22 protein-coding genes and 1 rRNA gene are annotated in these 21,420 nt (G+C 29.9%); 20 read left to right on the top strand and 3 right to left on the bottom strand.

Annotated features, from left to right (window positions below; translation table 11 throughout):
- The first annotated feature begins 55 nt into the window (after positions 1–55).
- The 13 genes from GSH19_RS03470 to GSH19_RS03410 all read left to right on the top strand — a co-directional run bounded on the left by GSH19_RS03470 (position 56) and on the right by GSH19_RS03410 (position 11,327).
- Positions 56–1,279 (top strand): NupC/NupG family nucleoside CNT transporter, encoded by a 1,224-nt coding sequence (locus GSH19_RS03470; protein ID WP_237026882.1) that lies wholly within the window; start codon positions 56–58, stop codon positions 1,277–1,279.
- A 79-nt stretch (positions 1,280–1,358) separates the two neighbouring features.
- Complete coding sequence (gene rihC / locus GSH19_RS03465; RefSeq protein ID WP_237026690.1) at positions 1,359–2,276, top strand: ribonucleoside hydrolase RihC; 918 nt, start codon at positions 1,359–1,361, stop codon at positions 2,274–2,276.
- Positions 2,277–2,419: 143 nt separating this feature from the next.
- Positions 2,420–3,157, top strand: coding sequence for a 16S rRNA (guanine(527)-N(7))-methyltransferase RsmG (rsmG, locus tag GSH19_RS03460; RefSeq protein WP_237026689.1), 738 nt, complete (start codon positions 2,420–2,422; stop codon positions 3,155–3,157).
- A 1-nt stretch (position 3,158) separates the two neighbouring features.
- Positions 3,159–3,929, top strand: a complete 771-nt coding sequence (locus GSH19_RS03455; protein ID WP_237026688.1) for a ParA family protein — start codon at positions 3,159–3,161, stop codon at positions 3,927–3,929.
- Complete coding sequence (locus tag GSH19_RS03450) at positions 3,916–4,797, top strand: ParB/RepB/Spo0J family partition protein (protein ID WP_237026687.1); 882 nt, start codon at positions 3,916–3,918, stop codon at positions 4,795–4,797. Before GSH19_RS03455 ends, GSH19_RS03450 begins: the two co-directional genes overlap by 14 nt.
- A gap of 16 nt (positions 4,798–4,813) precedes the next feature.
- Positions 4,814–5,002 (top strand): DUF951 domain-containing protein, encoded by a 189-nt coding sequence (locus tag GSH19_RS03445; RefSeq protein ID WP_237026686.1) that lies wholly within the window; start codon positions 4,814–4,816, stop codon positions 5,000–5,002.
- A gap of 18 nt (positions 5,003–5,020) precedes the next feature.
- On the top strand, positions 5,021–6,121 hold the full coding sequence (ychF, locus tag GSH19_RS03440) for a redox-regulated ATPase YchF (protein ID WP_237026685.1): 1,101 nt from the start codon (positions 5,021–5,023) through the stop codon (positions 6,119–6,121).
- Between the two features lie 8 nt (positions 6,122–6,129).
- Positions 6,130–6,852 carry a DUF1129 family protein gene (locus tag GSH19_RS03435; protein WP_237026684.1) on the top strand — a complete coding sequence of 241 codons (723 nt, stop codon included), beginning with the start codon at positions 6,130–6,132 and terminating at the stop codon, positions 6,850–6,852.
- Positions 6,853–6,984: 132 nt separating this feature from the next.
- Positions 6,985–7,668 carry a response regulator transcription factor gene (locus GSH19_RS03430; protein ID WP_237026683.1) on the top strand — a complete coding sequence of 228 codons (684 nt, stop codon included), beginning with the start codon at positions 6,985–6,987 and terminating at the stop codon, positions 7,666–7,668.
- Between the two features lie 18 nt (positions 7,669–7,686).
- On the top strand, positions 7,687–8,844 hold the full coding sequence (locus GSH19_RS03425; RefSeq protein WP_237026682.1) for a cell wall metabolism sensor histidine kinase WalK: 1,158 nt from the start codon (positions 7,687–7,689) through the stop codon (positions 8,842–8,844).
- A gap of 18 nt (positions 8,845–8,862) precedes the next feature.
- Complete coding sequence (locus tag GSH19_RS03420; protein ID WP_237026681.1) at positions 8,863–10,104, top strand: D-alanyl-D-alanine carboxypeptidase family protein; 1,242 nt, start codon at positions 8,863–8,865, stop codon at positions 10,102–10,104.
- Between the two features lie 102 nt (positions 10,105–10,206).
- Positions 10,207–10,983, top strand: a complete 777-nt coding sequence (locus GSH19_RS03415; RefSeq protein WP_237026680.1) for an AzlC family ABC transporter permease — start codon at positions 10,207–10,209, stop codon at positions 10,981–10,983.
- 11 nt (positions 10,984–10,994) lie between these two features.
- Positions 10,995–11,327 (top strand): AzlD domain-containing protein, encoded by a 333-nt coding sequence (locus GSH19_RS03410; RefSeq protein ID WP_237026679.1) that lies wholly within the window; start codon positions 10,995–10,997, stop codon positions 11,325–11,327.
- A 42-nt stretch (positions 11,328–11,369) separates the two neighbouring features.
- Here the strand turns inward: GSH19_RS03410 and GSH19_RS03405 are convergent, their stop codons facing one another.
- The gene (locus GSH19_RS03405) at positions 11,370–12,554 is read right to left on the bottom strand and encodes a cyclopropane-fatty-acyl-phospholipid synthase family protein (RefSeq protein ID WP_237026678.1); all 1,185 of its coding nucleotides are present in this window, start codon (positions 12,552–12,554) and stop codon (positions 11,370–11,372) included.
- A gap of 145 nt (positions 12,555–12,699) precedes the next feature.
- On the opposite strand from GSH19_RS03405, the gene GSH19_RS03400 reads away from it, so the two are divergent.
- The 3 genes from GSH19_RS03400 to GSH19_RS03390 are packed head-to-tail and all read left to right on the top strand — an operon-like array spanning position 12,700 to position 15,404.
- Positions 12,700–13,578 carry a hypothetical protein gene (locus GSH19_RS03400; protein WP_237026677.1) on the top strand — a complete coding sequence of 293 codons (879 nt, stop codon included), beginning with the start codon at positions 12,700–12,702 and terminating at the stop codon, positions 13,576–13,578.
- Positions 13,579–13,592: 14 nt separating this feature from the next.
- Positions 13,593–14,669, top strand: a complete 1,077-nt coding sequence (locus tag GSH19_RS03395; protein WP_237026676.1) for an AI-2E family transporter — start codon at positions 13,593–13,595, stop codon at positions 14,667–14,669.
- Positions 14,670–14,714: 45 nt separating this feature from the next.
- Positions 14,715–15,404, top strand: a complete 690-nt coding sequence (locus GSH19_RS03390; protein ID WP_237026675.1) for a 2,3-diphosphoglycerate-dependent phosphoglycerate mutase — start codon at positions 14,715–14,717, stop codon at positions 15,402–15,404.
- 23 nt (positions 15,405–15,427) lie between these two features.
- On the opposite strand, the gene GSH19_RS03385 is transcribed toward GSH19_RS03390, so the two are convergent.
- Positions 15,428–15,901 (bottom strand): MerR family transcriptional regulator, encoded by a 474-nt coding sequence (locus tag GSH19_RS03385; RefSeq protein ID WP_237026674.1) that lies wholly within the window; start codon positions 15,899–15,901, stop codon positions 15,428–15,430.
- Between the two features lie 162 nt (positions 15,902–16,063).
- On the opposite strand from GSH19_RS03385, the gene GSH19_RS03380 reads away from it, so the two are divergent.
- Together GSH19_RS03380 and GSH19_RS03375 are read left to right on the top strand one after the other, a co-directional pair.
- The gene (locus tag GSH19_RS03380) at positions 16,064–17,542 is read left to right on the top strand and encodes an MDR family MFS transporter (RefSeq protein WP_237026671.1); all 1,479 of its coding nucleotides are present in this window, start codon (positions 16,064–16,066) and stop codon (positions 17,540–17,542) included.
- On the top strand, positions 17,542–18,282 hold the full coding sequence (locus tag GSH19_RS03375; protein WP_237026669.1) for a DUF4811 domain-containing protein: 741 nt from the start codon (positions 17,542–17,544) through the stop codon (positions 18,280–18,282). The genes GSH19_RS03380 and GSH19_RS03375 overlap by 1 nt, the downstream gene beginning before the upstream one ends.
- Positions 18,283–18,307: 25 nt before the next feature.
- Here GSH19_RS03375 and GSH19_RS03370 read toward each other — a convergent pair whose 3' ends face one another.
- Entirely contained in the window at positions 18,308–19,216 is a 909-nt protein-coding gene (locus GSH19_RS03370) for a metal ABC transporter solute-binding protein, Zn/Mn family (protein WP_237026668.1), read from the bottom strand.
- Positions 19,217–19,606: 390 nt separating this feature from the next.
- Between GSH19_RS03370 and tyrS the strand changes: the two genes are divergently transcribed.
- Both tyrS and GSH19_RS03360 read left to right on the top strand, forming a co-directional pair.
- A complete protein-coding gene (tyrS, locus tag GSH19_RS03365; protein ID WP_237026667.1) occupies positions 19,607–20,866 on the top strand; it encodes a tyrosine--tRNA ligase in 1,260 nt (419 codons plus the stop codon).
- 446 nt (positions 20,867–21,312) lie between these two features.
- Positions 21,313–21,420, top strand: a 16S ribosomal RNA gene (locus tag GSH19_RS03360); the annotation flags it as partial.

Here is a 21,420-nt window from a genome sequence, read left to right as displayed (position 1 = left end):
ATTTGATAGTTGTATTTCATATTATATTTATAGAATAGGGGTTATTACATTGAATATGTATCTTATTACAAACATCATTGGGGTGTTAGTATTTTTAGCCATTGCATTTCTTTTTTCAAAAGATCATAAACATGTTAATTGGCGTTCAGTTATCGTTGTCTTAATTATTAACTTATTTGTTGCATTCTTCTTAACTAACTTTAGTTGGGGAAGAAATGCCGTTCAAGGAGCTGCTGACGGTTTTAACTGGTTAGTTCAAGTTTCTTATACAGGAATTGCTTTTGCTTTACCTGACTGGGTTAATGCTAAGCCAATGAACTTCGTAACATCAGCTTTATTACCAATCTTAATGATTGTTCCATTGTTTGATATCTTAACTTATTTCGGTATCTTACCTTTCATCATTAAATGGGTTGGTAAATTCATGAAATTAATTACTGGACAACCACGTTTTGAAGCGTTTTATTCAGTAGAAATGATGTTTTTAGGTAATACTGAAGCAATTGCTGTTTCTGGATTACAATTGAAGAAATTATCAAAAGAACGTATTTTAACAATCGCAATGATGTCAATGTCATGTATTACTGCCTCAATTATTGGTGCATATACACAAATGGTACCAGGTGAGTACGTAATTACAGCTATTCCATTGAACATTTTCAATGCAATCATCGTAACAAGTTTATTAAACCCCGTAAGAGTATCTCCAGAAGAAGATACAATTGCTAAGATGGGCGATTCAGCAGAAGAAACAGATGAAAATGGTAAGCCAGTTAGAGAACCATTTTTCTCATTTCTTGGAGATTCAATTTTAGCTTCAGGTAAGTTAATTTTGATCATTCTTGCTAATGTTATTGCTTTCGTTGCTCTAGCAAACTTAATTAGTAAATTACTTGGATTAATTAATCCATGGTTATCACTTGAACATATTCTTGGAATCATCTTATTCCCATTCTCATGGTTAATGGGTCTAGATGTTAACCATGCATTCGAATTTGCCCAATATATGGGTACTAAATTAATGACAAATGAATTCGTAGTGATGGGTCAAATTTCTGATCATATTAATTCTTTCCCACCTCACTTCCGTGCTCAAATCACAGTTTTCTTAACTTCATTTGCTAACTTTAGTACAATTGGAATGATTATTGGTGCCTTTAAAGGAATTGTTGATCGTGATAAAAATAATCACATTTCAAAAAACGTTATCTACTTATTACTTTCAGGTGTATTAGTATCATTACTATCTGCTGGTATTATTGGATTATTCGTTTGGTAAAGACGTTTAAAAGACAACTAATCTTAGTTGTCTTTTTTTATAACAATCTGCATAATTAAAAATAAAAAGGAGAATTTTCATGGTTAAGGTAATTATGGATATGGATCCAGGAATTGATGATGCTGCTGCGTTATCAATGGCAATTAATCATCCAGAATTTGAAATTAAATTAGTAACAACAGTTGCTGGAAATGTAACTGTTGATAAAACAACGATTAATGCTTTAAAAATTTTAGATTTCTTTGATGTCGGTGATCAAATTCCAGTTGCTAGTGGAGCAGAACAACCATTAATTAAAGAGTTTGAAGATGCGGTTAGAATTCATGGTGAATCAGGGATGCCTGGATATGACTTTAGTGAAACTAGTCATTCAAAACCAATTGAACTATCAGCTGTTCAAGCGATGTATCAAAAGATTATGGAAAGTGAAGATAAAATTACTTTACTAGTTACTGGTGCTGCAACTAATGTTGCAATGTTATTTTCTCAGTATCCAGAAGTTAAAGAAAAAATTGATCAAATTGTTATGATGGGTGGAACTCTAGGATTGGGTAATATGACAAGTGCAGCTGAATTTAATGTCTTTACTGATCCACATGCTTCAGAAATGATGTTTAAATCAGGAGTTCCAATTGTTATGGTTGGATTAGATATTACTAAAAAGGCATTATTAACACGAGAAAGTTTGGCTAAATTAAGTACTATGAATCAATCAGGAAAAATGTTACATGATATTATATCCGCTGATGGGGATTGTAGCGATGCAGGATTTTCAATGCATGATGTTAATACAATTTTTTATTTATTACATCCTGAAGAAATTACTACAAAAGACTTATGGATTGATGTACAAGTTGATGGTCCTGCGATTGGTGAAACAGTTGCTGATGTACGAGGGGCATATCATGATGGAAAAACAAATGCAAAAGTTTGTGTAGATATTAATGATAATTCGTTTAATGAATGGTTCTTAAATCAAGTTAGTAAAATGAAATAAAAGCTGATAAAAATTTTATCGGCTTTTTTATTTTTTTCAAGTGAACAAGGTAGTAAATTTGGTTATAATGATGATATAGTTATTATTAGGTATTTCAAAATTTTTAGTTTTGAATAAATTAACGAGTATATTAGGAGATTTTCATGAATCCAGAAGAATTTCAACAAGCTTTAAAACTAAAAGGAATAAATGTAAATGAACAACAAATGAAACAATTTAATGATTATTTTGAAATGTTGATTGATTATAATCAAAAAGTTAATCTAACAACTATTACTGACAAAAAAGAGGTTTATTTGAAGCATTTTTATGATTCAATTACACCACTTTTTTATGTCGACAAATTAAAAGAATCAGTTTCTTTAGTGGATGTTGGAGCTGGAGCTGGATTTCCATCATTACCAATGAAAATAATTTTTCCACAGCTCAAAATTACAATTGTTGATTCATTGAATAAGCGAATTAAGTTTTTAGATGAATTAATTAACAAATTAGGTTTAACTGAAGTGCAATTAGTTCATGCAAGAGCAGAAGAATTTGGTGGAAAAAAATCGAAATATCGTGAAAAATTTGATTTTGCAACTGCTCGTGCAGTCGCAAGAATGAGTGTTTTGGCTGAACTTTGTCTTCCATTAGTTAAAGTTGGTGGACAATTCATTGCTTTAAAAGCTGCTAAAGCACAAAGTGAATTAGAGAATAGTAATGTTGCAATTAAGACTCTTGGTGGTGAAGTAGTTGATGATTTTTCCTTTGATCTAAACAATGGAGAAGAAAGTCGTCATATTATTACTGTCAATAAAATTAAAAAGACTCCAGTTAAGTACCCTAGAAAAGCAGGGACACCCAACAAAGAGCCAATTGGAAATCAGGGGGATCGTTAATATGACGGAAGTAATATCATTAGCAAACCAAAAAGGTGGAGTTGGTAAAACTACCACTGCTGTTAATTTAGGAGCTAACTTAGCTACTTTAGGTAAAAAAGTATTACTAATTGATGCTGATGCTCAAGGTAATGCAACTTCTGGAGTGGGAGTTGAAAAATCAAAAATTAATCATGATGTATATGATGTTTTGGTTAATGAAGCACCAATTGATGATGTGGTCATAACGACAAAACATGATAATTTAGATGTTGTTCCAGCAACAATTCAATTGGCTGGAGCAGAAATTGAATTAACTCCTCAAATGGCACGTGAAACTAGATTAAAAGCCGCAATAAAAGATGTCGAAGATCGATATGATTATATTTTAATTGATTGTCCACCATCTTTAGGATTAATTACCATTAATGCTTTTACAGCAAGTGATACACTATTAATTCCAGTTCAAAGTGAATATTATGCTTTGGAAGGATTATCACAACTTTTAAATACAATTAAATTAGTTCAAAAACATTTTAATCCAACTCTTGAGATTGAAGGAGTTTTATTAACCATGTTTGATTCAAGAACTAAGTTAAGTAACCAAGTGGCTAATGAAGTTAAAGGATTTTTTAAGGAAAAAGTATATGATACTTATATTCCAAGAAATGTTCGTTTGTCTGAAGCACCAAGTTATGGGATGCCAATTATTGATTATGATCCAAGTTCAAAAGGATCAAAAGTTTATATGGAATTAACGAAAGAGGTCTTAGCTGCACATGAACAAAAATAATAAAGGATTAGGCCGTGGAATTGAGGCTTTATTTGCAGAAAATGAATTAGATAATAATGATGAAGCTGTTTCTAATCTTAATTTAGATTCATTAGTTCCAAATCCTTATCAACCAAGAAAAAAATTTGATAAAAAAGCTTTAGACGATTTAACTGATTCAATTAAACAATCTGGTGTTTTTCAACCAATCATCGTCCGTAAACCAGAAGATGATAATGATAATTATCAAATTCTGGCTGGTGAAAGACGTTTTAAAGCATCTAAAGTGGCTGGAAAAGATACGATTCCTGCAATTGTTCGAGAAGTAAGTGATGAACAAATGATGGAAATTGCCGTTATGGAGAACCTACAACGTGAAGATTTAAGTCCATTAGAGGAAGCAGAAGCTTATAATACGTTAATGATGAAATTAGATTTAACTCAAGCAGAAGTTTCAAAGAGACTAGGTAAATCAAGACCATATATTGCCAATTATTTGAGATTGTTAGGATTACCTCAACAAATTAAAGAAATGTTAGATAAAAAACAATTATCAATGGGGCAAGCGCGAGCTTTACTTGCAATTAGAAATCGTCAAAAATTAATTGAATACGCAAAAAAAGCAGTTAATGAATCATTAACAGTTCGTCATTTAGAAAAAATGATTACTGAATATAGTAATCAAGAGAAAAGCAAAAAAGCTACTAAGACTAGTAAATCACCATTTATTAAGAATGGAGAAACAAAATTACAAGATTGGTTTGGAACTAAAGTTGTAATTAATGAAAATCGTTCAAATAAAGGAAAAGGGAAAATTGAGATTGAATATCTTTCAAACGAAGATTTAAATCGAATTTTCTCGTTATTAGATATTGATTTGAATGATTAAATAATGGAGTGAGATTATGTATAATTTACATGATATTGTGGAAATGAAAAAGCAACATCCTTGTGGAACTAATCGATGGGAAATTATTCGCATGGGAGCAGATATTAAGATTGAATGTCAAGGCTGTGAGCACGTTATTATGCTAAGTCGTGGACAATTTGAAAAAAGAATGAAAAAAGTAATTCAAAAAGCTGAAGAAAATTAAGAAAGAAGGAAATATAAAATGTCATTAACTGCTGGAATCGTTGGTTTACCAAATGTAGGTAAATCAACTCTCTTTAATGCAATTACAAAAGCTGGAGCTGAGATGGCGAATTATCCATTTGCTACAATTGATCCAAATGTAGGGATGGTTGAAGTACCAGATTCAAGGCTTGATCGAATTCAAGAATTAATCCCAGCTGATAAAGTGGTCCCAACTACTTTTGAATTTACAGATATCGCAGGAATTGTTAAAGGTGCAAGTAAAGGTGAAGGATTAGGAAATAAATTTTTAGAAAATATTCGCCAAGTTGATGCAATTGTGCATGTTGTTCGTGCTTTTGATGACGATAATATTACTCATGTTACTGGAGTTGTTGATCCTCTAGATGATATTGAAACGATTAATTTAGAATTAGGTTTAGCTGATTTAGATGCTGTTAATAAGCATTATGTCAAAGTTGAAAAAGCAGCTAAAGGAAAAGATGAGGATGCTAAAGCTGAATTTGATGTTCTATCAAAAATCAAGCCAGTCCTTGAAAAAGGTGGAGCTGTTAGAGAAATTGAATTTGATGAAGATGAACAAAAAATTGTTAAAGGTTTATTTTTATTAACTTCAAAACCAGTTTTATATGTTGCTAATGTTTCTGAAGCAGATATGGCTAATCCAAGTGACTCAAAATATTTCCAAGTTGTAGAGAACTATGGTAAAGAACATGGTGCTCAAACAATTGGAATTGCCGCTGAAGCAGAAGAACAAATTGCTGAATTAGATGATGATGATAAAGCCGAATTCTTAGAATCTGCTGGAGTTAGTGAACCTGGATTAAATAAATTAATTCGTACATCATATAAATTATTAGGTTTAAATACTTTCTTTACTGCTGGTGGTAAAGAAACCAAAGCATGGACTTTTAAAGATGGAACAAAAGCTCCACAAGGTGCTGGTATTATCCATTCAGATTTTGAAAGAGGATTTATTCGTGCTGAAGTAATGGCATTTTCTGATTTAGATCAATATGGTAGTGAAGCAGCAGTTAAAGATGCTGGTAAATTACGTGTTGAAGGTAAAGAATATGTGATGAATGATGGAGACATTGTTGAATTTAGATTTAATGTATAGGAGATAACATGGCTGATAATCAGAAAAGAAATGCAAATAAGCAACAAAACCATGTCAGTGGTGCTCAAGTAGTTCATTCTGAATTTAATGATTTAGGATTAACTAAAAGAAATGCTGAGTACATGTTTAAATTTAAGCAAGCACTAGGTAACACTAAATTAGATGCTGAAAAACAAAAAACAACAATTGATGAAATGGTTGAAACCTTAATTGAAGAACAAAAGAAGGGTCAAACAGCTCGTAATTTATTTGGAACAGTGGATGAAAAAATTCAAAATATTGTTAACCCACCACAAAAGCAAGCACCATGGAGTAAAAAATTATACTTTTTAACTGCGGGATATAATTTCCTTTGGATTTTTAGTATTTTAAGTATTATGTATGCAATAACTTATTACTTTGCCTCTGCTCAAACTAAAGATGGTGGAGCATTAGGTGCACTAGCAACAATCCTTATTGCAGTAGTAGTTGGATTATCAATGCCAATGATGACTAGATTGTTTGCTCCAAATGTTAAGCATAATTTATCAGTATTAATGCGTATTTTACTAATGGTTGGAGTGTTTTTAGGTTGGATGTTAATCTTTACATTAGTTGCAATGATTCCACATTCAATTATTAATCCAGTAAATCCATTTGTTTATATGGTCTTTGGTGTGCTTGGTATTGCTGGTATTTTATTTATGAGATCAAAATATACGATTCGAAATGGAAGTTTTTATACTAACTAAGTTCAGATGATTTCTGAACTTTTTTAATATTAAAAAAACCTTAAATATTAAGAATGTTTTTTTATATTTAGTAGTAACTCATTTTTAATCTGGTAGAATAAAGAAAATTATTCAGATACGGAGGAATATATTATGAAAATATTAGTTGTCGATGATGACAAAGAAATCGCAAAGTTACTTGAGATTTATATTAAAAATGAAGGTTATGAACCAATTTCAGCAAGTAATGGTAAAGAAGCAATTTCCATGTTAAATACAGAACCAGATATCGGATTAATGATATTAGATATTATGATGCCTGAAATGAGTGGAATTGATGTAATTAAAGAAGTTAGAAAAGATAATCAAATTCCAATTATTGTTTTATCTGCTAAGACAACTGATATGGATAAAATTCAAGGATTAATTACTGGTGCTGACGATTATGTAGTAAAACCATTTAATCCATTGGAAATTATGGCAAGAGTTCGCTCATTACTTAGAAGAAGTGAAAACCATGCACCAGAAGAAGAACCTACTGTTTTAACTGCTGGTTCATTAACTATTAATAAAGACTCACATGAAGTTAAAACTGCTGATGATAAATTAATTCAATTAACTGCATTAGAATTTGGAATTCTTTATTTATTAGCAAGTCATCCAAATCGTGTCTTTTCAGCCGATGAGATTTTTGAAAGAGTCTGGAAACAAGAAAGTGTTGTTTCTGCTAAGACAGTTATGGTACATGTTAGTCATATGAGAGATAAATTAGAAGAAGCAACTAACGAAAAAATTGTCCAAACTGTATGGGGCGTTGGATATAAAATTGAAGGATAGTAAAAGGGTGAATGACTTTTGCAATTAACGGGAAAAGAAAAAACAGAACTTTTTATTGAGGGTATTTTTACTCTTATCTTGTTATTATTATTAAATTTAGCCATTACTGTTTTAATTACACAATCTTTGCAGACCAATCCTGGTCTTCGCGAAGGTTTTTTTACGATTAAACAATCAATTTCATTTGGTGGAGCAAGAATTCATTTGATGAGTTGGGAAAATTTATTTTGGATGGCAATGTTTGTAATTGATACAATTATTATTTATTGGCGACTAATTCGTCGCTATCATCAAATGCAATTACGTCATATCATTTCTGAGCTTCATTATATTGCAAATGGACATTTTGATCATCGAATTCCATTTGAGCTAGAAGGAGATACTGAACGCATTGTAATTAGTATTAATTCATTGGTGGATAGTGTTATTGAATCTTTACGTGGTGAACGATCAATCGAAAAATCCAAAGATGAATTAGTTAGTAATGTTTCCCATGATTTGAGAACGCCACTGACATCAATTATTGGGTATTTAGGATTAATTGAAAATGGAAAATATAAAACAGAGCAAGAGCTACTAGATTATGTGCATACAGCCTATTTAAAAGCTGGACAAATGAAATCTTTGGTAGATCAATTGTTTGAATATACTAAAGCAAATCAAATTAAAGAAGAAAATACTGATAAAATTAACATTAATCAGTTGCTTGAACAGCTTGAAACTTATTTTGAGTTGGATGCAAAGAAAAAAGGAATGAAAATTCATGTTCAACCAGTTCAAAATGATGTATTTATTCGAGGAAATGCCGAATCTTTAGGTCGAGTTTTTAATAACTTAATTAGTAATGCCATTAAGTACGGTGATGGTGGAAAAAATATTTATATTTCTGCTGAAGTAAATGATGAAAGTTCAGTGATATTTAAAGTAGCAAATGATGGGGAAGAAATTCCTAGTTCTTCAATTAAACAAATTTTCACTCGTTTTTATCGTGTTGAAGAATCGCGCAATAAAGAAACTGGTGGTTCTGGATTAGGGCTTGCAATTGTCGAAGGAATCGTTAATAATCATGGTGGGTTTATTAATGTAACTTCAAATAAAAAAATGACTACTTTTGAAATTCATTTACCAATGGATCCTAAAGAACCATTGGTTAAAAAAGCTTTGAAAGATTCATAAAAGAACGGAGAGTAAATATTGAAAGTTAAATTTTTAATAATTAATATTATTACTATTTTTGCCGGATTTATTTTATTTAACCTTCAAGTTAGTGCAAGTGAAAAACCAAATTTAGATATTAAAGCAGGAATTTCTGTTGATGCTAAATCTGGGCAAATTCTATATTCTAAAAATGAAAATAAGAAAGTCTCGGTAGCTTCGATGAGTAAGTTGCTATCGATTTACATATTGTTAGATCAAATTCATTCTAATAAGTTAAAATGGAATGATAAAGTCTCCATAAATCAAGATATAGAAAATATTTGTACTAATTATGATAGCGTTAATCTTAATTTAAAATCTGGTGAAAAGTATACAGTTAAGCAATTATATGAAGCCGCCTTAATTAATTCTTCAAATTCGGCTATTTTAGCATTAGGAAATAAAATAGCCGGAAGTAACGCTAATTTTGTTAATTTGATGAAAAAAAAGAGTGAACAATTAAAAATTAAAAATGCAGAGTTATATAATTCTTGTGGTCTATCAAATGATTTATTAGGTTCAATGAAATTAAAAAATGTGTCAGGTAATGCAACTAATAAATTATCAGCTATTGATATGGTTAATTTAACGCAAAAGTTAGTTTCACAATATCCAGAAATAATAAAAACATCAAAAAAATATCATTATACTTTTAAACATAAGGGAATGATGATTCAAACAACTAATTCTAATCAGTTATTAAAAGGTGGAGTTAATTATGATCCAGCTTTGCACGTTGATGGATTAAAGACAGGAACATCTGATAATGAAGAGGATTTTACGGGAACCGGAACTTTTAAACATCGTAGAATTATTACGGTTATAATTGGTGCAAAAACTGATCAGAGATATATTCAAACAAAAAAATTAATGAAGTGGGTTGACCATAATTATCAAATTATAAAACTTAATAATCAAAATATTAAAAATCAAACAGTTAAAGTGAACAATGGTAAAAAACAAGATTTAAAAGTTAGTTTGAACCAAAATTATGAATATTGGCAATTAAAAAGTGAAAAATTAAATAATGCTTTTCATAATAAATTAATGTTTAATAATAATTTAGAAGCTCCAATAAAAAAAGATCAAAAAGTAGGACAATTAAATGTAAATTTAACTAGTAATAATTTAAAATTTGTTCCGGGATACAATAATAAATTAAATTTATATGCAACAGAGTCAGTAGAAAAAGCAAATTTTTTGGTTAGATGTTGGCGTTCAGTTGCAAGTATTTTTTAAATTTTAAAAAAATCATTGTTATTTTTATATTTTTTTTTATAATTGTATCTGTAGGTAATTTTCGTAACGAAAATAATTGTAACTATTGACGGAGGCTTTCCTTTGACTAAATTAGTCCGTAATCCAAAAGAACCAAATTGGATCACAAATTTTAAGATTTCTCTTCCCCTAGATATTAGCTATATTCCAATTGGATTAGCGTGTGGTATTTTATTAAATGCTGCTGGTTTTAATACGCTTAATTCTTTTTTGTTGTCTCTTTTAGTATTTTCCGGTGGAGCACAATTTTTAATTGCTTCAATGTTAACAACTAGCGCACCATTATTAACGATTGTTTTAATGTTATTCTTTTTAGAATTACGATATGCATTATTAGGATCTAGTTTATCTAAATACTTAACAGGACAAAATTTTTGGTTTACGTTATTTTTTTCAGCATCGTTGAATGATGAAAATTATGCGGTTAACTATTTAAAATTTTCAACTGATAAGAAGTGGACTCCAAAAGATGCAATACAATTAGAGCATTGGTCATTATTCTTTTGGACAATTAGTAATGTGGTTGGTAGTTTAGTTGGTTCTGCATTAACAATTGATTTAACGGTTGTTCATTTTGCTTTAACCGCTTTATTCTTATATATGATAGTAATGCAAATAAAAAGTTTCTTAAAAGTTTTTGTTGCAATTATTTCCATTTTCTTAGCAATTTTCTTTTTAACTTTGACTAAATCAACTTTAGGATTAGTTGCTTCAACTCTAGTGGCTTCTTTTATAGGTTTTTTAATTGATACTTGGTTACGTAAACGTAAAATGAAAACTGGACATAAGAGTAAATTAATTAAAACATTTAAAAACCCTGCAGGCTCACCTGAAGAATAGGAGAAATACTTATGAAGTGGGATAATATGCAACACTTTTGGTTAGTGATTTTAAGTTTTTGTGTCGCTTTAGGGCCGAGATTCTTGCCATTACTATTTTTTAGAAAAAGAAAAATTCCGAACTGGTTTAATCATTGGATGGAATTCATTCCAATCAGTTTATTTACTTCATTAGTGGTAAAAGATATTTTTATTACTAAGGCTTATACATTCTCAGCTGCAACTCATCAGCCAGAAATTATTGCCTCGATTTTTGTGATTTTAATTTCTTATTGGACTAGATCAATGGCATTGTCAGTAGTTGCTGGACTAGCTGCAGTTTTTACGCTAACATTTATTTTATAAATAAAAAGCACTTAACTTAAGTTAAGTGCTTTTTTAATCTTATTATTTTTTATCATCATACATGTATTCTCTAGTCATTGGAAGATCTGATCCAGAAGCACCTTTAGTTAATAAATATTGAATGACATCAATATTACCAACTTTGAATGAAGCAGCACATGCTTGGAGATATAAATCCCACATACGAATGAATTTTTCATCGAACATTTCTTTTACTTGATCGAGATTATCATTAAAGTTTTTATCCCAGATTTCAAGTGTCTTTTGGTAATGACGACGTAAAGGTTCCATGTCAGCGATTTGTAAGTGATTATCAATCATGTGACCAAGATTTTCAGTTAAACCAGGTACATAACCACCTTCAAAGATCCATTTATTAATCCAACCGTTTACAGCGCCACCTTGTTGTCTTGTAATACCATGAATTAAAGCATGACCATCATCAGTCAATAATTCAGAAACTGTCTTAAAGTATTCATCAAGATTTTCTTGTCCAACGTGTTCAAACATTCCAACTGATGTAATGTAATCAAATTTATTATCTTTTGGAACTTCACGATAATCTTGTAAACGAACTTCGGCAACATCTTCTAAGCCTAATTCTTTGATTTTATTGTTAACATAATTATATTGTTCTTCACTTAAGGTTACACCAGTAACTTTAAGATTATATTCTTGAGCAGCAGTTAAAATTAAAGTACCCCAACCACAACCAATGTCAAGTAAGCGACGATTTGGTTTAGGATCTAATTTTTTAATAATATGATGAACTTTATTCATTTGTGCTTGATATAATGAATCGTCTTCATTTTGGAAATAAGCAGCTGAATAAGTCATACTTTTATCTAGCCAAATCTTATAAAAGTCATTTCCAATATCATAATGATTTTGGACATCTTTTTTACTTTTGTTTTCTGAATGCGATTGCTTTGGAAGCCATTTGATAAATTTTTTATTTCTCAAAAAGCTTTCACTTGATTCATAAGCAGCAGAAATAATATCTTCAATACTTCCTTGAATTTCAATATCACCATTCATATAAGCTTCACCTAAGGCCATAGAAGCATTCTTAGTTACCTGTTTAAAAGGAATTTCTTTGTTAAATTTTATGGTAGCTTGTGATTCACCTTCACCATATTTTTTTGTTGATCCATCCCAATAGTTAACCGTTACTGGAATAGTAAAACTACGTTTAAGTAGTTGATCATATAAAGTTTTTTCAAGCATGAAAAAGCTCCTTTCTAAACATTAATTACGAAAGCAATTATACGCTTTTTTTTTAATTTGTGTAATTTAAATTGTATATAAAAAATTTTATCTAAGAAAATGTTATAATTGTTTGTATAATAATTATTTTTATGGAGGGATTAGTTTGAAAAAAAGATGGATTACAGTTTTAGTTATTGCCATAGCTGTAGCTGGCGTTGGTGGATATTTAGTTGCTAAGCACGGAGACGTTGAAAAAGTTTATGCAGAAAATATGAAAAATGGTAAGAAATATATTAAACAAAAAAAATATGGTCAAGCAGTTGATGCTTTTCAAGAATCTTCTGATGTAAAGCCTAAAGATGATCAAGCTAAAAATTATTTGAATCAAACTCAATTATTTTTAAGTGCAATGGATAATTTTGATCGAAAAGAATTTTCTAGTGCAAAAGATGACTTCAATAAAGTAAAAGATGTATCAAATGCTTCGAATATATTAAGTGATCGTGCTGATAGTAAGATTGATTTAATTAAGCATGTAGTTGAAAAGACAAAGTCGTTTAAGGACATTTATTCTGCAGCTCAAAAATTACAAAGCGACGGTCATTTTAAAGATTCTAATAATACATTAAATCAAATATTTAATGATAGTGAAGCTACTAAATCATATTATAGTGATATATATGAAAATGCTCAGTCATTAAAGAATTCAAATGATGATGCATTAAAAGAACAAGAAGAACAAGATAAAAATGAAGAAGATAGTAAAATAGATACTGAAAATCGTAATTACGATGATTTAACAAGTAGTGAAAAACAGTCATTAAAAGATTATCGTGGTTCTAATGAATATGCTGTTAAAAAGAAAGATACGCAGGTAAGAGGGAAAACAATTTCTGATAGTCAAATTGATGATGCTAGATCAGAAATGAAAGATGCAGGAATTATGGTTGATGCACTTTCAGATCAAGATGTTCGAAATGTAATTATTGGTGCTGCAAAAGAGCATCAATCAGTAGTAAAATATGCAAAAAGTAAATTTTAGATTGGAGTTAGTTAATGAATTTATTTGATAAATTTGTTCGAAATGTGAGACTCCGTCGTTTTACCGTTTTATTTTTGATTATTTTAGTTTTATTTTTTGTTAGATCAATGATGACAACCATTTTATTAACTTTTATTTTTACTTTATTAGTTACTAAGTTAGTCAATTTAATTCGTCGTAAAGTAAAATTACCAATACCAATGTTAGTTGTAACAATTTATTTGATTATAGTTGGTGGTTTAGGATACTTAGGTTTTAGATATGTACCAAAAATTGCAGAACAAGCAATTAATGCTTCTAATGCAGTTTTAGACTTTTATCAAAATCCAGGTAACTTTGGTAATTCTAATGTTCAAAAAGTGATTATGGATTTTATCAATAATTATAATCTAACGGGACAAATTAAACATTCAATTACGGTGCTTTGGAGTTATGTTACAAGTGTTGGATCAGTAGGAGCTTCTTTATTAATTTCATTATTATTAAGTTTCTTCTTTACTCTAGAAATGAAACAAATGAAAAACTTTTCTCGTAAATTTTTAAATAGTACATTTGCATGGTTTTTTCAGGATATTTTTTATTTTGCAAAAACCTTTATTCAAACTTTCGGAGTTGTTTTGGAAGCACAATTTTTTATTGCAATTTGTAATACAGTTATAACAACTGTATGCTTATTTTTCATGGGAATACCACAGTTATTAATTTTAGCAATTATGATTTTTGTTTTGAGTTTAATACCGGTAGCAGGTGCAATTATTTCATTAATTCCTTTAACTTTAATTGGTTATTCTGTTGGTGGTATTCAAGATGTGATTTATATTGTGATTGTAATTGCATGTGTTCATGCTTTAGAAGCATATGTATTGAATCCTAAATTTATGTCAGCAAGAACTGAATTACCTATTTTCTATACTTTCGTTATTTTATTGATTGGTGAACATTTATTTGGTGGATGGGGATTAATCGTCTCAGTACCAATCTTTACGTTTATGTTAGATATTTTAGGAGTTCAAAAAGTAAATCATGATTCAGAACCACCAATTCAAACTGGTCCAATAAATGATTCAGTTAAAGATGAAAAAAAATCTTAAATGTTGTAAAATTAAATAGAAATCTGAAGAAAAGAGGTCACTTTTATGCCTAAATTAGTATTTGTAAGACACGGACAAAGTGAATGGAACTTATCTAACCAATTTACAGGTTGGGTTGATGTAAACTTAAGCGAAGAAGGAGTTAAACAAGCTCAAAACGCTGGTAAGTTAATTAAGGAAAAAGGTATCAAGTTTGACCAAGCATATACTTCTGTATTGACTCGTGCAATTAAAACATTGCATTACATTCTAGAAGAAAATGATCAATTATGGATTCCAGAAATGAAATCATGGCGCTTAAATGAACGTCATTATGGTGCACTTCAAGGTCAAAACAAAGCCGAAGCTGCAGCTGAGTTTGGTGAAGACCAAGTTCATATCTGGCGTCGTTCATACGATGTTTTACCTCCACTATTGGATGAAAATGATGAAAGATCAGCTGCACAAGATCCTCGTTATGCTGACCTAGATCCAAAGACAATTCCTGGTGGTGAAAACCTTAAAGTTACTTTAGATCGTGCAATTCCTTTCTGGCAAGATCAAATTGCTCCTAAATTAAAGGATGGTAAAAACGTAATTGTTGCAGCTCATGGTAATTCATTACGTGCTTTAACAAAATATATTGAAGATATTTCTGATGAAGATATTATGGATGTTGAACTAAAAACTGGTCAACCAATCGTTTATGATATTGATGAAAACTTAAATATTAAAAATAAAGAAAAATTAGGTTAATCTTTCTAATAAAAAAGACATCATTATTCGGTGTCTTTTTTTGTGTCCATTAATTTAATTTTTGTTTTTCCATTAGAATATACGAAGATAATATCTTTATTTGGTATTCCTTCAAATTGGCCCATATTGATACAAGTTTTATTATCAATCATAGAAATTTTTTTAATCATTTGAAAAAGCATTTTTTTAAGAATAGAACCAGTTTTATTATGCTTTTTTGCTTTATTAACAGATGCAGATAAAGTATACCCTGAATCCATGAAAGACTTAATTAATTCAACCATAATCATTGTATGATAACTATATTGTTTATTTTGATTCTTTCCGTTTTGGATTGAGGAGATATAACCTTTTTGTTCCCAATATCTTAATTTACTTTGAGGCAATCCAGTCGCATTTGCCATTTCGCCAATTCCAATTGAGAAATCATTTGTTTTGAATATATTTAAAATTCGTTGATTCGCATCTTCAAATTCTTCATTGATATTATCAGACACAATAACATCTCCTTTTTAAGTAATGTGAAGGTTTTCTCATATAATACGAACTTAATTATAAATTATATAACATCTTTGTCAAACAAGTTGACAAAGATTTTTTTGAGTAGTAAAGTATTCTACGTTACTTATTAGAGAATGAAAAAAGGAGATGTAAGAAGTATGGATAACACTTCTAGACCATTAGATGCTAAAGGTAAAGCTTATAGTCGAATTCCTTTAGTACTAATATTATTAATTGGTACTTTTTGTACAGTTTTAAATCAGACAATTTTATCAACTGCGTTTCCAACATTAATGGACGCATTTAACGTTAATACATCAACAGTTCAATGGTTAACAACTGGATTTATGATGGTGAACGGAATTTTAATTCCAGTTACTGCATGGTTAAGTAGTAATTTCAATACTAAGTGGTTATATTTAACTGCTATGGTAATTTTTGAAGTTGGAACAATTACTGCTGCTGTTGCACAAAACTTTGGAACAATTTTTGCAGGAAGAATTATTCAAGCTGTTGGAGTTGGTATTGCAATGCCTTTGCTACAAACAATTATGCTTTCAATCTTCCCTAAAGAAAAACGTGGTACTGCCATGGGACTTGCTGGAATTGTTATTGGTTTAGCACCAGCTATTGGACCTACTTTATCAGGTTTTGTAATTGATAATTATTCATGGAGAGTTCTTTTCCAAATGATTATCCCAATCGTTGCAATTGTTATTGTCTTAGGATTTTTCTTTATGAAACCAGTCATTAAAACTGAAAAGACTTCACTAGATTATTTCTCTGTTATTTTATCAACAATTGGATTTGGTGGAATTTTATATGGATTCTCATCAGTTGGTAATGATGGATGGGGAAGTGCAACAGTAATTACTTCATTAATTATTGGTGTAATCTTTGTAACTTTATTTGTAATGAGACAATTAAAAATGGATGATCCATTTCTGGACCTTTCAGTTCTTAAGATTCGTGAATTTAGAATTTCAACAATTCTTTCTTCAACAGTTTTCATGGCAATGGTTGGAGTTGAAATGGTATTACCACTTTATCTTCAAATTGTTCGTGGAATGAATGCCTTTCATTCAGGTTTGACTCTATTAGGTGGAGCTATAATGATGGGGATTATGAGTCCAATTACTGGTAAACTTTTTGACCGTAATGGTGCTAAAAGATTAGCAGTTGCTGGATTATTCTTACTTGCACTTGGAACATTACCATTTATGTTCTTGACTAAAGATACTCCTACTTTATACATTACTGTTTTATATGGTATGAGAATGTTCGGAATTTCAATGGTTATGATGCCTGTTACAACAAGTGGTATGAATGCTTTACCTAACAAATCAATGGGACATGGAACAGCGGTAAACAATACTGCTAGACAAGTTGCTGCTTCAATTGCAACTGCAGTTTTAGTTTCAATTTTATCAAACGTTACAAAAAGCAATATGCCAGGTAAAGGATTATTACACAGTAATCCTTTAGCATATAAATCAGGTGCAATTGATGCTAACTTAATGGGATACACAGCTGCCTTTGGTGTAGCATTAGTATTTTGTGTATTGGCATTACTCTTATCTTTATTCTTGAAATCAAAAAAACAAGAAGATGCTGAATTGAAAGGGGATGCTAAGTAATGATATTTATTTTATTAATCATTTTTCTCATTGGCTTTTTCTTAAGTTGGAATTTAATTGATAATGATATAGTTAGAAATGTTCTTTCTGCTATTTTAGTTGTATTAATCGTTGGTTCAGTTACTTTAATGACAATGAATTTCCATGATCATTTTGGAATGAAAAAAGAAACAACAACTAAAACTGAAAAAATTGCATCAGTTAATCCAAAAATGAATATGATTATTTACCAACAAATTGGAACTTCAAATGATCAAGCTGTCGTTTATAAAAAAGATGCTAAGCAAAAGAAAAATACCGTTGCAAAGCCAATCGATACAAAAAATGTAATTAAAGAAAACCAAAAAGAAACTAATTTAGAAGTAAAGACAACTAATTGGGTTTATAAAAATAAATTTTATGATTCACTATTTGGTTTAGCTAAGAAAAAAGAATTTATTCATAAGACTAATACTTTTAATTTGAATAAGGACTTTGTTTCTTTATCAAGTAAACAAGTTAAAGAATTACCTAAATTAATGAAACAACAACAAGCACAAGCAAAACAAAATAAAGCCCAAATGCAAACACAAGCTAAAACTTATATTCAAACTAAAGTTAAAGCAGATATGATGAAAGATCCATCAATATCTGTAAAACAACAAAAAGGTTTAGCACAAAAATATCAAAAAGAATTTGAAGCTCAAGCTCAAGCTCAGGCTATGAAATCTGTAATTGCACAGTTAAAAAAGATTAAATAAAAAAAGCATCCAACTGGATGCTTTTTTATTTGTGATTGTTTTGAATTTTTTCAACTTGTTTATATTGACTTTGCATCCATTGCATATAGTTTTTACCCTTTGGAGCACTTTCGGTAACATTAACAACTGGAACATTATTTTTCTTAGCAAGTTTTACTAATCCTTCAACAACAGAATTTTGGACTTGAGAATTATTTACAAAAAATGCAACTTTATGATTTTTAATGTCATTTTGAATCTCAGCAATCTCTTTAGCTGAAGGATCAATTCCATGTTCCATTGCGTGAGCAAATTCATTATCTTTAAATTTATAACCCATTGCTGTTAATGAGTAATCAAATACTGGTTCTGACGTAGCAACGGCTTTACCATGACTGTTTTTCTTTAATTTATTAACTAGATTAGTTGTCTTTTGCCATTCTTTTTTGTATTTATTAGCGTTAGCTTTAAATTCATTTTTGTGTTTAGGATCAATTTTACTAAATGAAGTAGCTAATTTATCAGCAAGCTTATTCATAGTTTCAGGATTGTACCAAATATGAGGGTTATCACCATTCTTTTTATTCATTAATGTTCCAACATTAATATTATTTTTAACGTTTGAAGTATTTTTAATTAAATTGTTCATCCAACCGTCATAACCTAATCCATTTTGAATTGCGACATCAGTTTTTGCTAATGTCTTAGCGTCTCCTGTAGTAGGTTCAAAATCATGAGGATCAATGTTTGAATCGATAATTGTATTAACTTGACCATTATTTCCTAAAACTGCTTTTGCTACATCTGCATAAAAATTAACTGAGGCAGTTACTTGAATGTTTTCCTTATCATTATTTGATTTTTTTGAATCATTTGAATTACCACAAGCAACTAATGTTACTGACAGTATGATGGTTATCATTGATAATAAAAGTGTTTTAAATTTTTTTAACATGTAAATTCTCCTTATTACTATATAAAAATAAGCAGGCCGATAAAAAATGACCTATGTAAATAACTACAACTATTAATTTACACAAACAAAAAGTAAGTGTCAAATATTTTTTATAATTTTATTATTTGACAGGTATAATAGATGTTTATATGATATTATTTAATTAGTGATGTAGACCTAGTTTCAAGTAGAAATAAATGATGTAAATTTAGAAACTTAACGGTTAATGAAAGTTAAGCAATCTTTATTTTGAATTACACCTAGTGAGTCAAAACGGTTCATTTCGTTATCAATGATTGAGAGGCTATTTTTAATAGCAATTCGGGTGGTACCGCGATTAATTCGTCCCTAACAATTTTTGTTGGGGATTTTTTTATTGGAGGAAGTATAATGACGAACATAATTGATGATTTAAAATGGCGTGGAGCTGTTAATCAAGAAACAGATGAAGAAGGATTATATAAATTAATTGATGAAAAATCAATTGGATTATATGCTGGGATTGATCCAACTGGTGATAGTATGCATGTTGGACATCTAATTCCATTTATGATTTTAAAAAGATTTCAATTGGCTGGACATAAGCCAGTAATTATTATTGGTGGAGCGACCGGTTCAATTGGTGATCCAAGTGGTAAAAAGTCTGAAAGAACATTACAATCAATGGATCAGATTAAAAAGAATGAAAAAGCTTTAACTAAACAAATGGAAGATTTATTTGGTAAGGATGGTTCATTTGAAATTGTTAATAATCGAGACTGGTTATCGAAAATTTCATTATTAGACTTTTTAAGAGATTATGGTAAATCATTTAATGTTAATACAATGTTAAACAAAGAAATTGTTTCTTCAAGGTTAGAGGCTGGAATTTCTTACACTGAATTTACTTATCAAATTTTGCAATCAATGGACTTTTTGCATTTATATAAAAATAATCAAGTTCAATTACAAATTGGTGGAGCAGATCAATGGGGGAACATTACTTCTGGAATTGAATTAATTCGTAAGTCTGAAGGATATGAAGCCAAGGCTTATGGGTTAACAATTCCCTTAATGTTAAAATCTGATGGAACTAAATTTGGTAAGACAGCAGGTGGAGCTGTATGGCTTGATCCAGAGAAGACAACACCTTATGAATTTTATCAATTTTGGATGAATCAAGATGATCGTGATGTAATTAAGTATTTGAAATATTTTACTTTCTTAGGACATGATGAAATTGAAGAATTAGAAGAAAAAACTAAAGAAAATCCAAAGGCGAGAGAAGCACAACGTCGATTGGCTGAAAATGTAACCGAGTTTGTTCATGGAAAAGACGCTGTTGTTGAAGCTGAGAATATTACTAAAGCTTTATTTTCAGGGGAAGTTGCTCAATTAACAACTGATGAAATTGAACAAGGTTTTAAAAATATGCCATCTGTTGAAATTAATAATGAGAAAAGAAATATTATTGAATTTTTAGTTGATGATACTTCAATTGAAGATTCAAGAAGAAGAGCACGAGAAGATGTTGCAAATGGTGCGATTAGAATTAATGGAGAAAAAGTTATTGATGTAGAAACTTTAATTGATCCGAATAATAGTTTTGATGGTAAATTTGTAATCGTTAGAAAAGGTAAGAAAAAGTATTTCTTATGTCGAGTAAAATAAAAAAAGTGATTAGTTTTTTAAACTAATCACTTTTTTTATTAAAAGCATTGACTTTTGTTGATGTAGCTAGTAAAGTAAATAATTGTTCTGTTGAGGACAAGCAACAATTCAGCGAATTATTAAAATAAATAAATTTTAAAAAGTCGTTGACATAATTAAGTTTAAATAGTATAGTTAATAACTGTTCTGCTAAAGAACAAAGCGAGCGAAAACGAATTAAAATAATTTAAAAAAACGCTTGCAAGAAAGTTAATTAGCTGATACAATGAATTATGTTGTCGTCGTTGAGATGACAACGATTCGAGCAAGTAGATCTTTGAAAACTGAACAAGATTTCGATCAATAAAGTGTAAGGAAATTTCAATTAAATTTGGAATTAAAAAACATGTGCGATGTCAATTCGCAAAAAAAGAAACAACAAATAAGAGCTAGTAAAGTTCTCATTTTAAAATGAGAGTTTGATCCTGGCTCAGGACGAACGCTGGCGGCGTGCCTAATACATGCAAGTCGAGCGAGCTTCCGTTAATGATTTGAGATGCTTGCATCAAAATGAT

Origin of the sequence: Lactobacillus sp. S2-2, from assembly GCF_021698855.1 — a bacterium.
Taxonomy (GTDB): Bacteria; Bacillota; Bacilli; order Lactobacillales; family Lactobacillaceae; genus Fructilactobacillus.
This window is presented reverse-complemented; position numbering and strand designations above follow the sequence as displayed.

Bases quoted from the DNA above. Each gene is read 5' to 3' on its own strand.
- GSH19_RS03470 (WP_237026882.1), top strand. From the start codon at position 56: ATGTATCTTATTACAAACATCATTGGGGTGTTAGTATTTTTAGCCATT.
- rihC (WP_237026690.1), top strand. From the start codon at position 1,359: ATGGTTAAGGTAATTATGGATATGGATCCAGGAATTGATGATGCTGCT.
- rsmG (WP_237026689.1), top strand. From the start codon at position 2,420: ATGAATCCAGAAGAATTTCAACAAGCTTTAAAACTAAAAGGAATAAAT.
- GSH19_RS03455 (WP_237026688.1), top strand. From the start codon at position 3,159: ATGACGGAAGTAATATCATTAGCAAACCAAAAAGGTGGAGTTGGTAAA.
- GSH19_RS03450 (WP_237026687.1), top strand. From the start codon at position 3,916: ATGAACAAAAATAATAAAGGATTAGGCCGTGGAATTGAGGCTTTATTT.
- GSH19_RS03445 (WP_237026686.1), top strand. From the start codon at position 4,814: ATGTATAATTTACATGATATTGTGGAAATGAAAAAGCAACATCCTTGT.
- ychF (WP_237026685.1), top strand. From the start codon at position 5,021: ATGTCATTAACTGCTGGAATCGTTGGTTTACCAAATGTAGGTAAATCA.
- GSH19_RS03435 (WP_237026684.1), top strand. From the start codon at position 6,130: ATGGCTGATAATCAGAAAAGAAATGCAAATAAGCAACAAAACCATGTC.
- GSH19_RS03430 (WP_237026683.1), top strand. From the start codon at position 6,985: ATGAAAATATTAGTTGTCGATGATGACAAAGAAATCGCAAAGTTACTT.
- GSH19_RS03410 (WP_237026679.1), top strand. From the start codon at position 10,995: ATGAAGTGGGATAATATGCAACACTTTTGGTTAGTGATTTTAAGTTTT.
- GSH19_RS03405 (WP_237026678.1), bottom strand. From the start codon at position 12,554: ATGCTTGAAAAAACTTTATATGATCAACTACTTAAACGTAGTTTTACT.
- GSH19_RS03395 (WP_237026676.1), top strand. From the start codon at position 13,593: ATGAATTTATTTGATAAATTTGTTCGAAATGTGAGACTCCGTCGTTTT.
- GSH19_RS03390 (WP_237026675.1), top strand. From the start codon at position 14,715: ATGCCTAAATTAGTATTTGTAAGACACGGACAAAGTGAATGGAACTTA.
- GSH19_RS03380 (WP_237026671.1), top strand. From the start codon at position 16,064: ATGGATAACACTTCTAGACCATTAGATGCTAAAGGTAAAGCTTATAGT.
- GSH19_RS03375 (WP_237026669.1), top strand. From the start codon at position 17,542: ATGATATTTATTTTATTAATCATTTTTCTCATTGGCTTTTTCTTAAGT.
- GSH19_RS03370 (WP_237026668.1), bottom strand. From the start codon at position 19,216: ATGTTAAAAAAATTTAAAACACTTTTATTATCAATGATAACCATCATA.
- tyrS (WP_237026667.1), top strand. From the start codon at position 19,607: ATGACGAACATAATTGATGATTTAAAATGGCGTGGAGCTGTTAATCAA.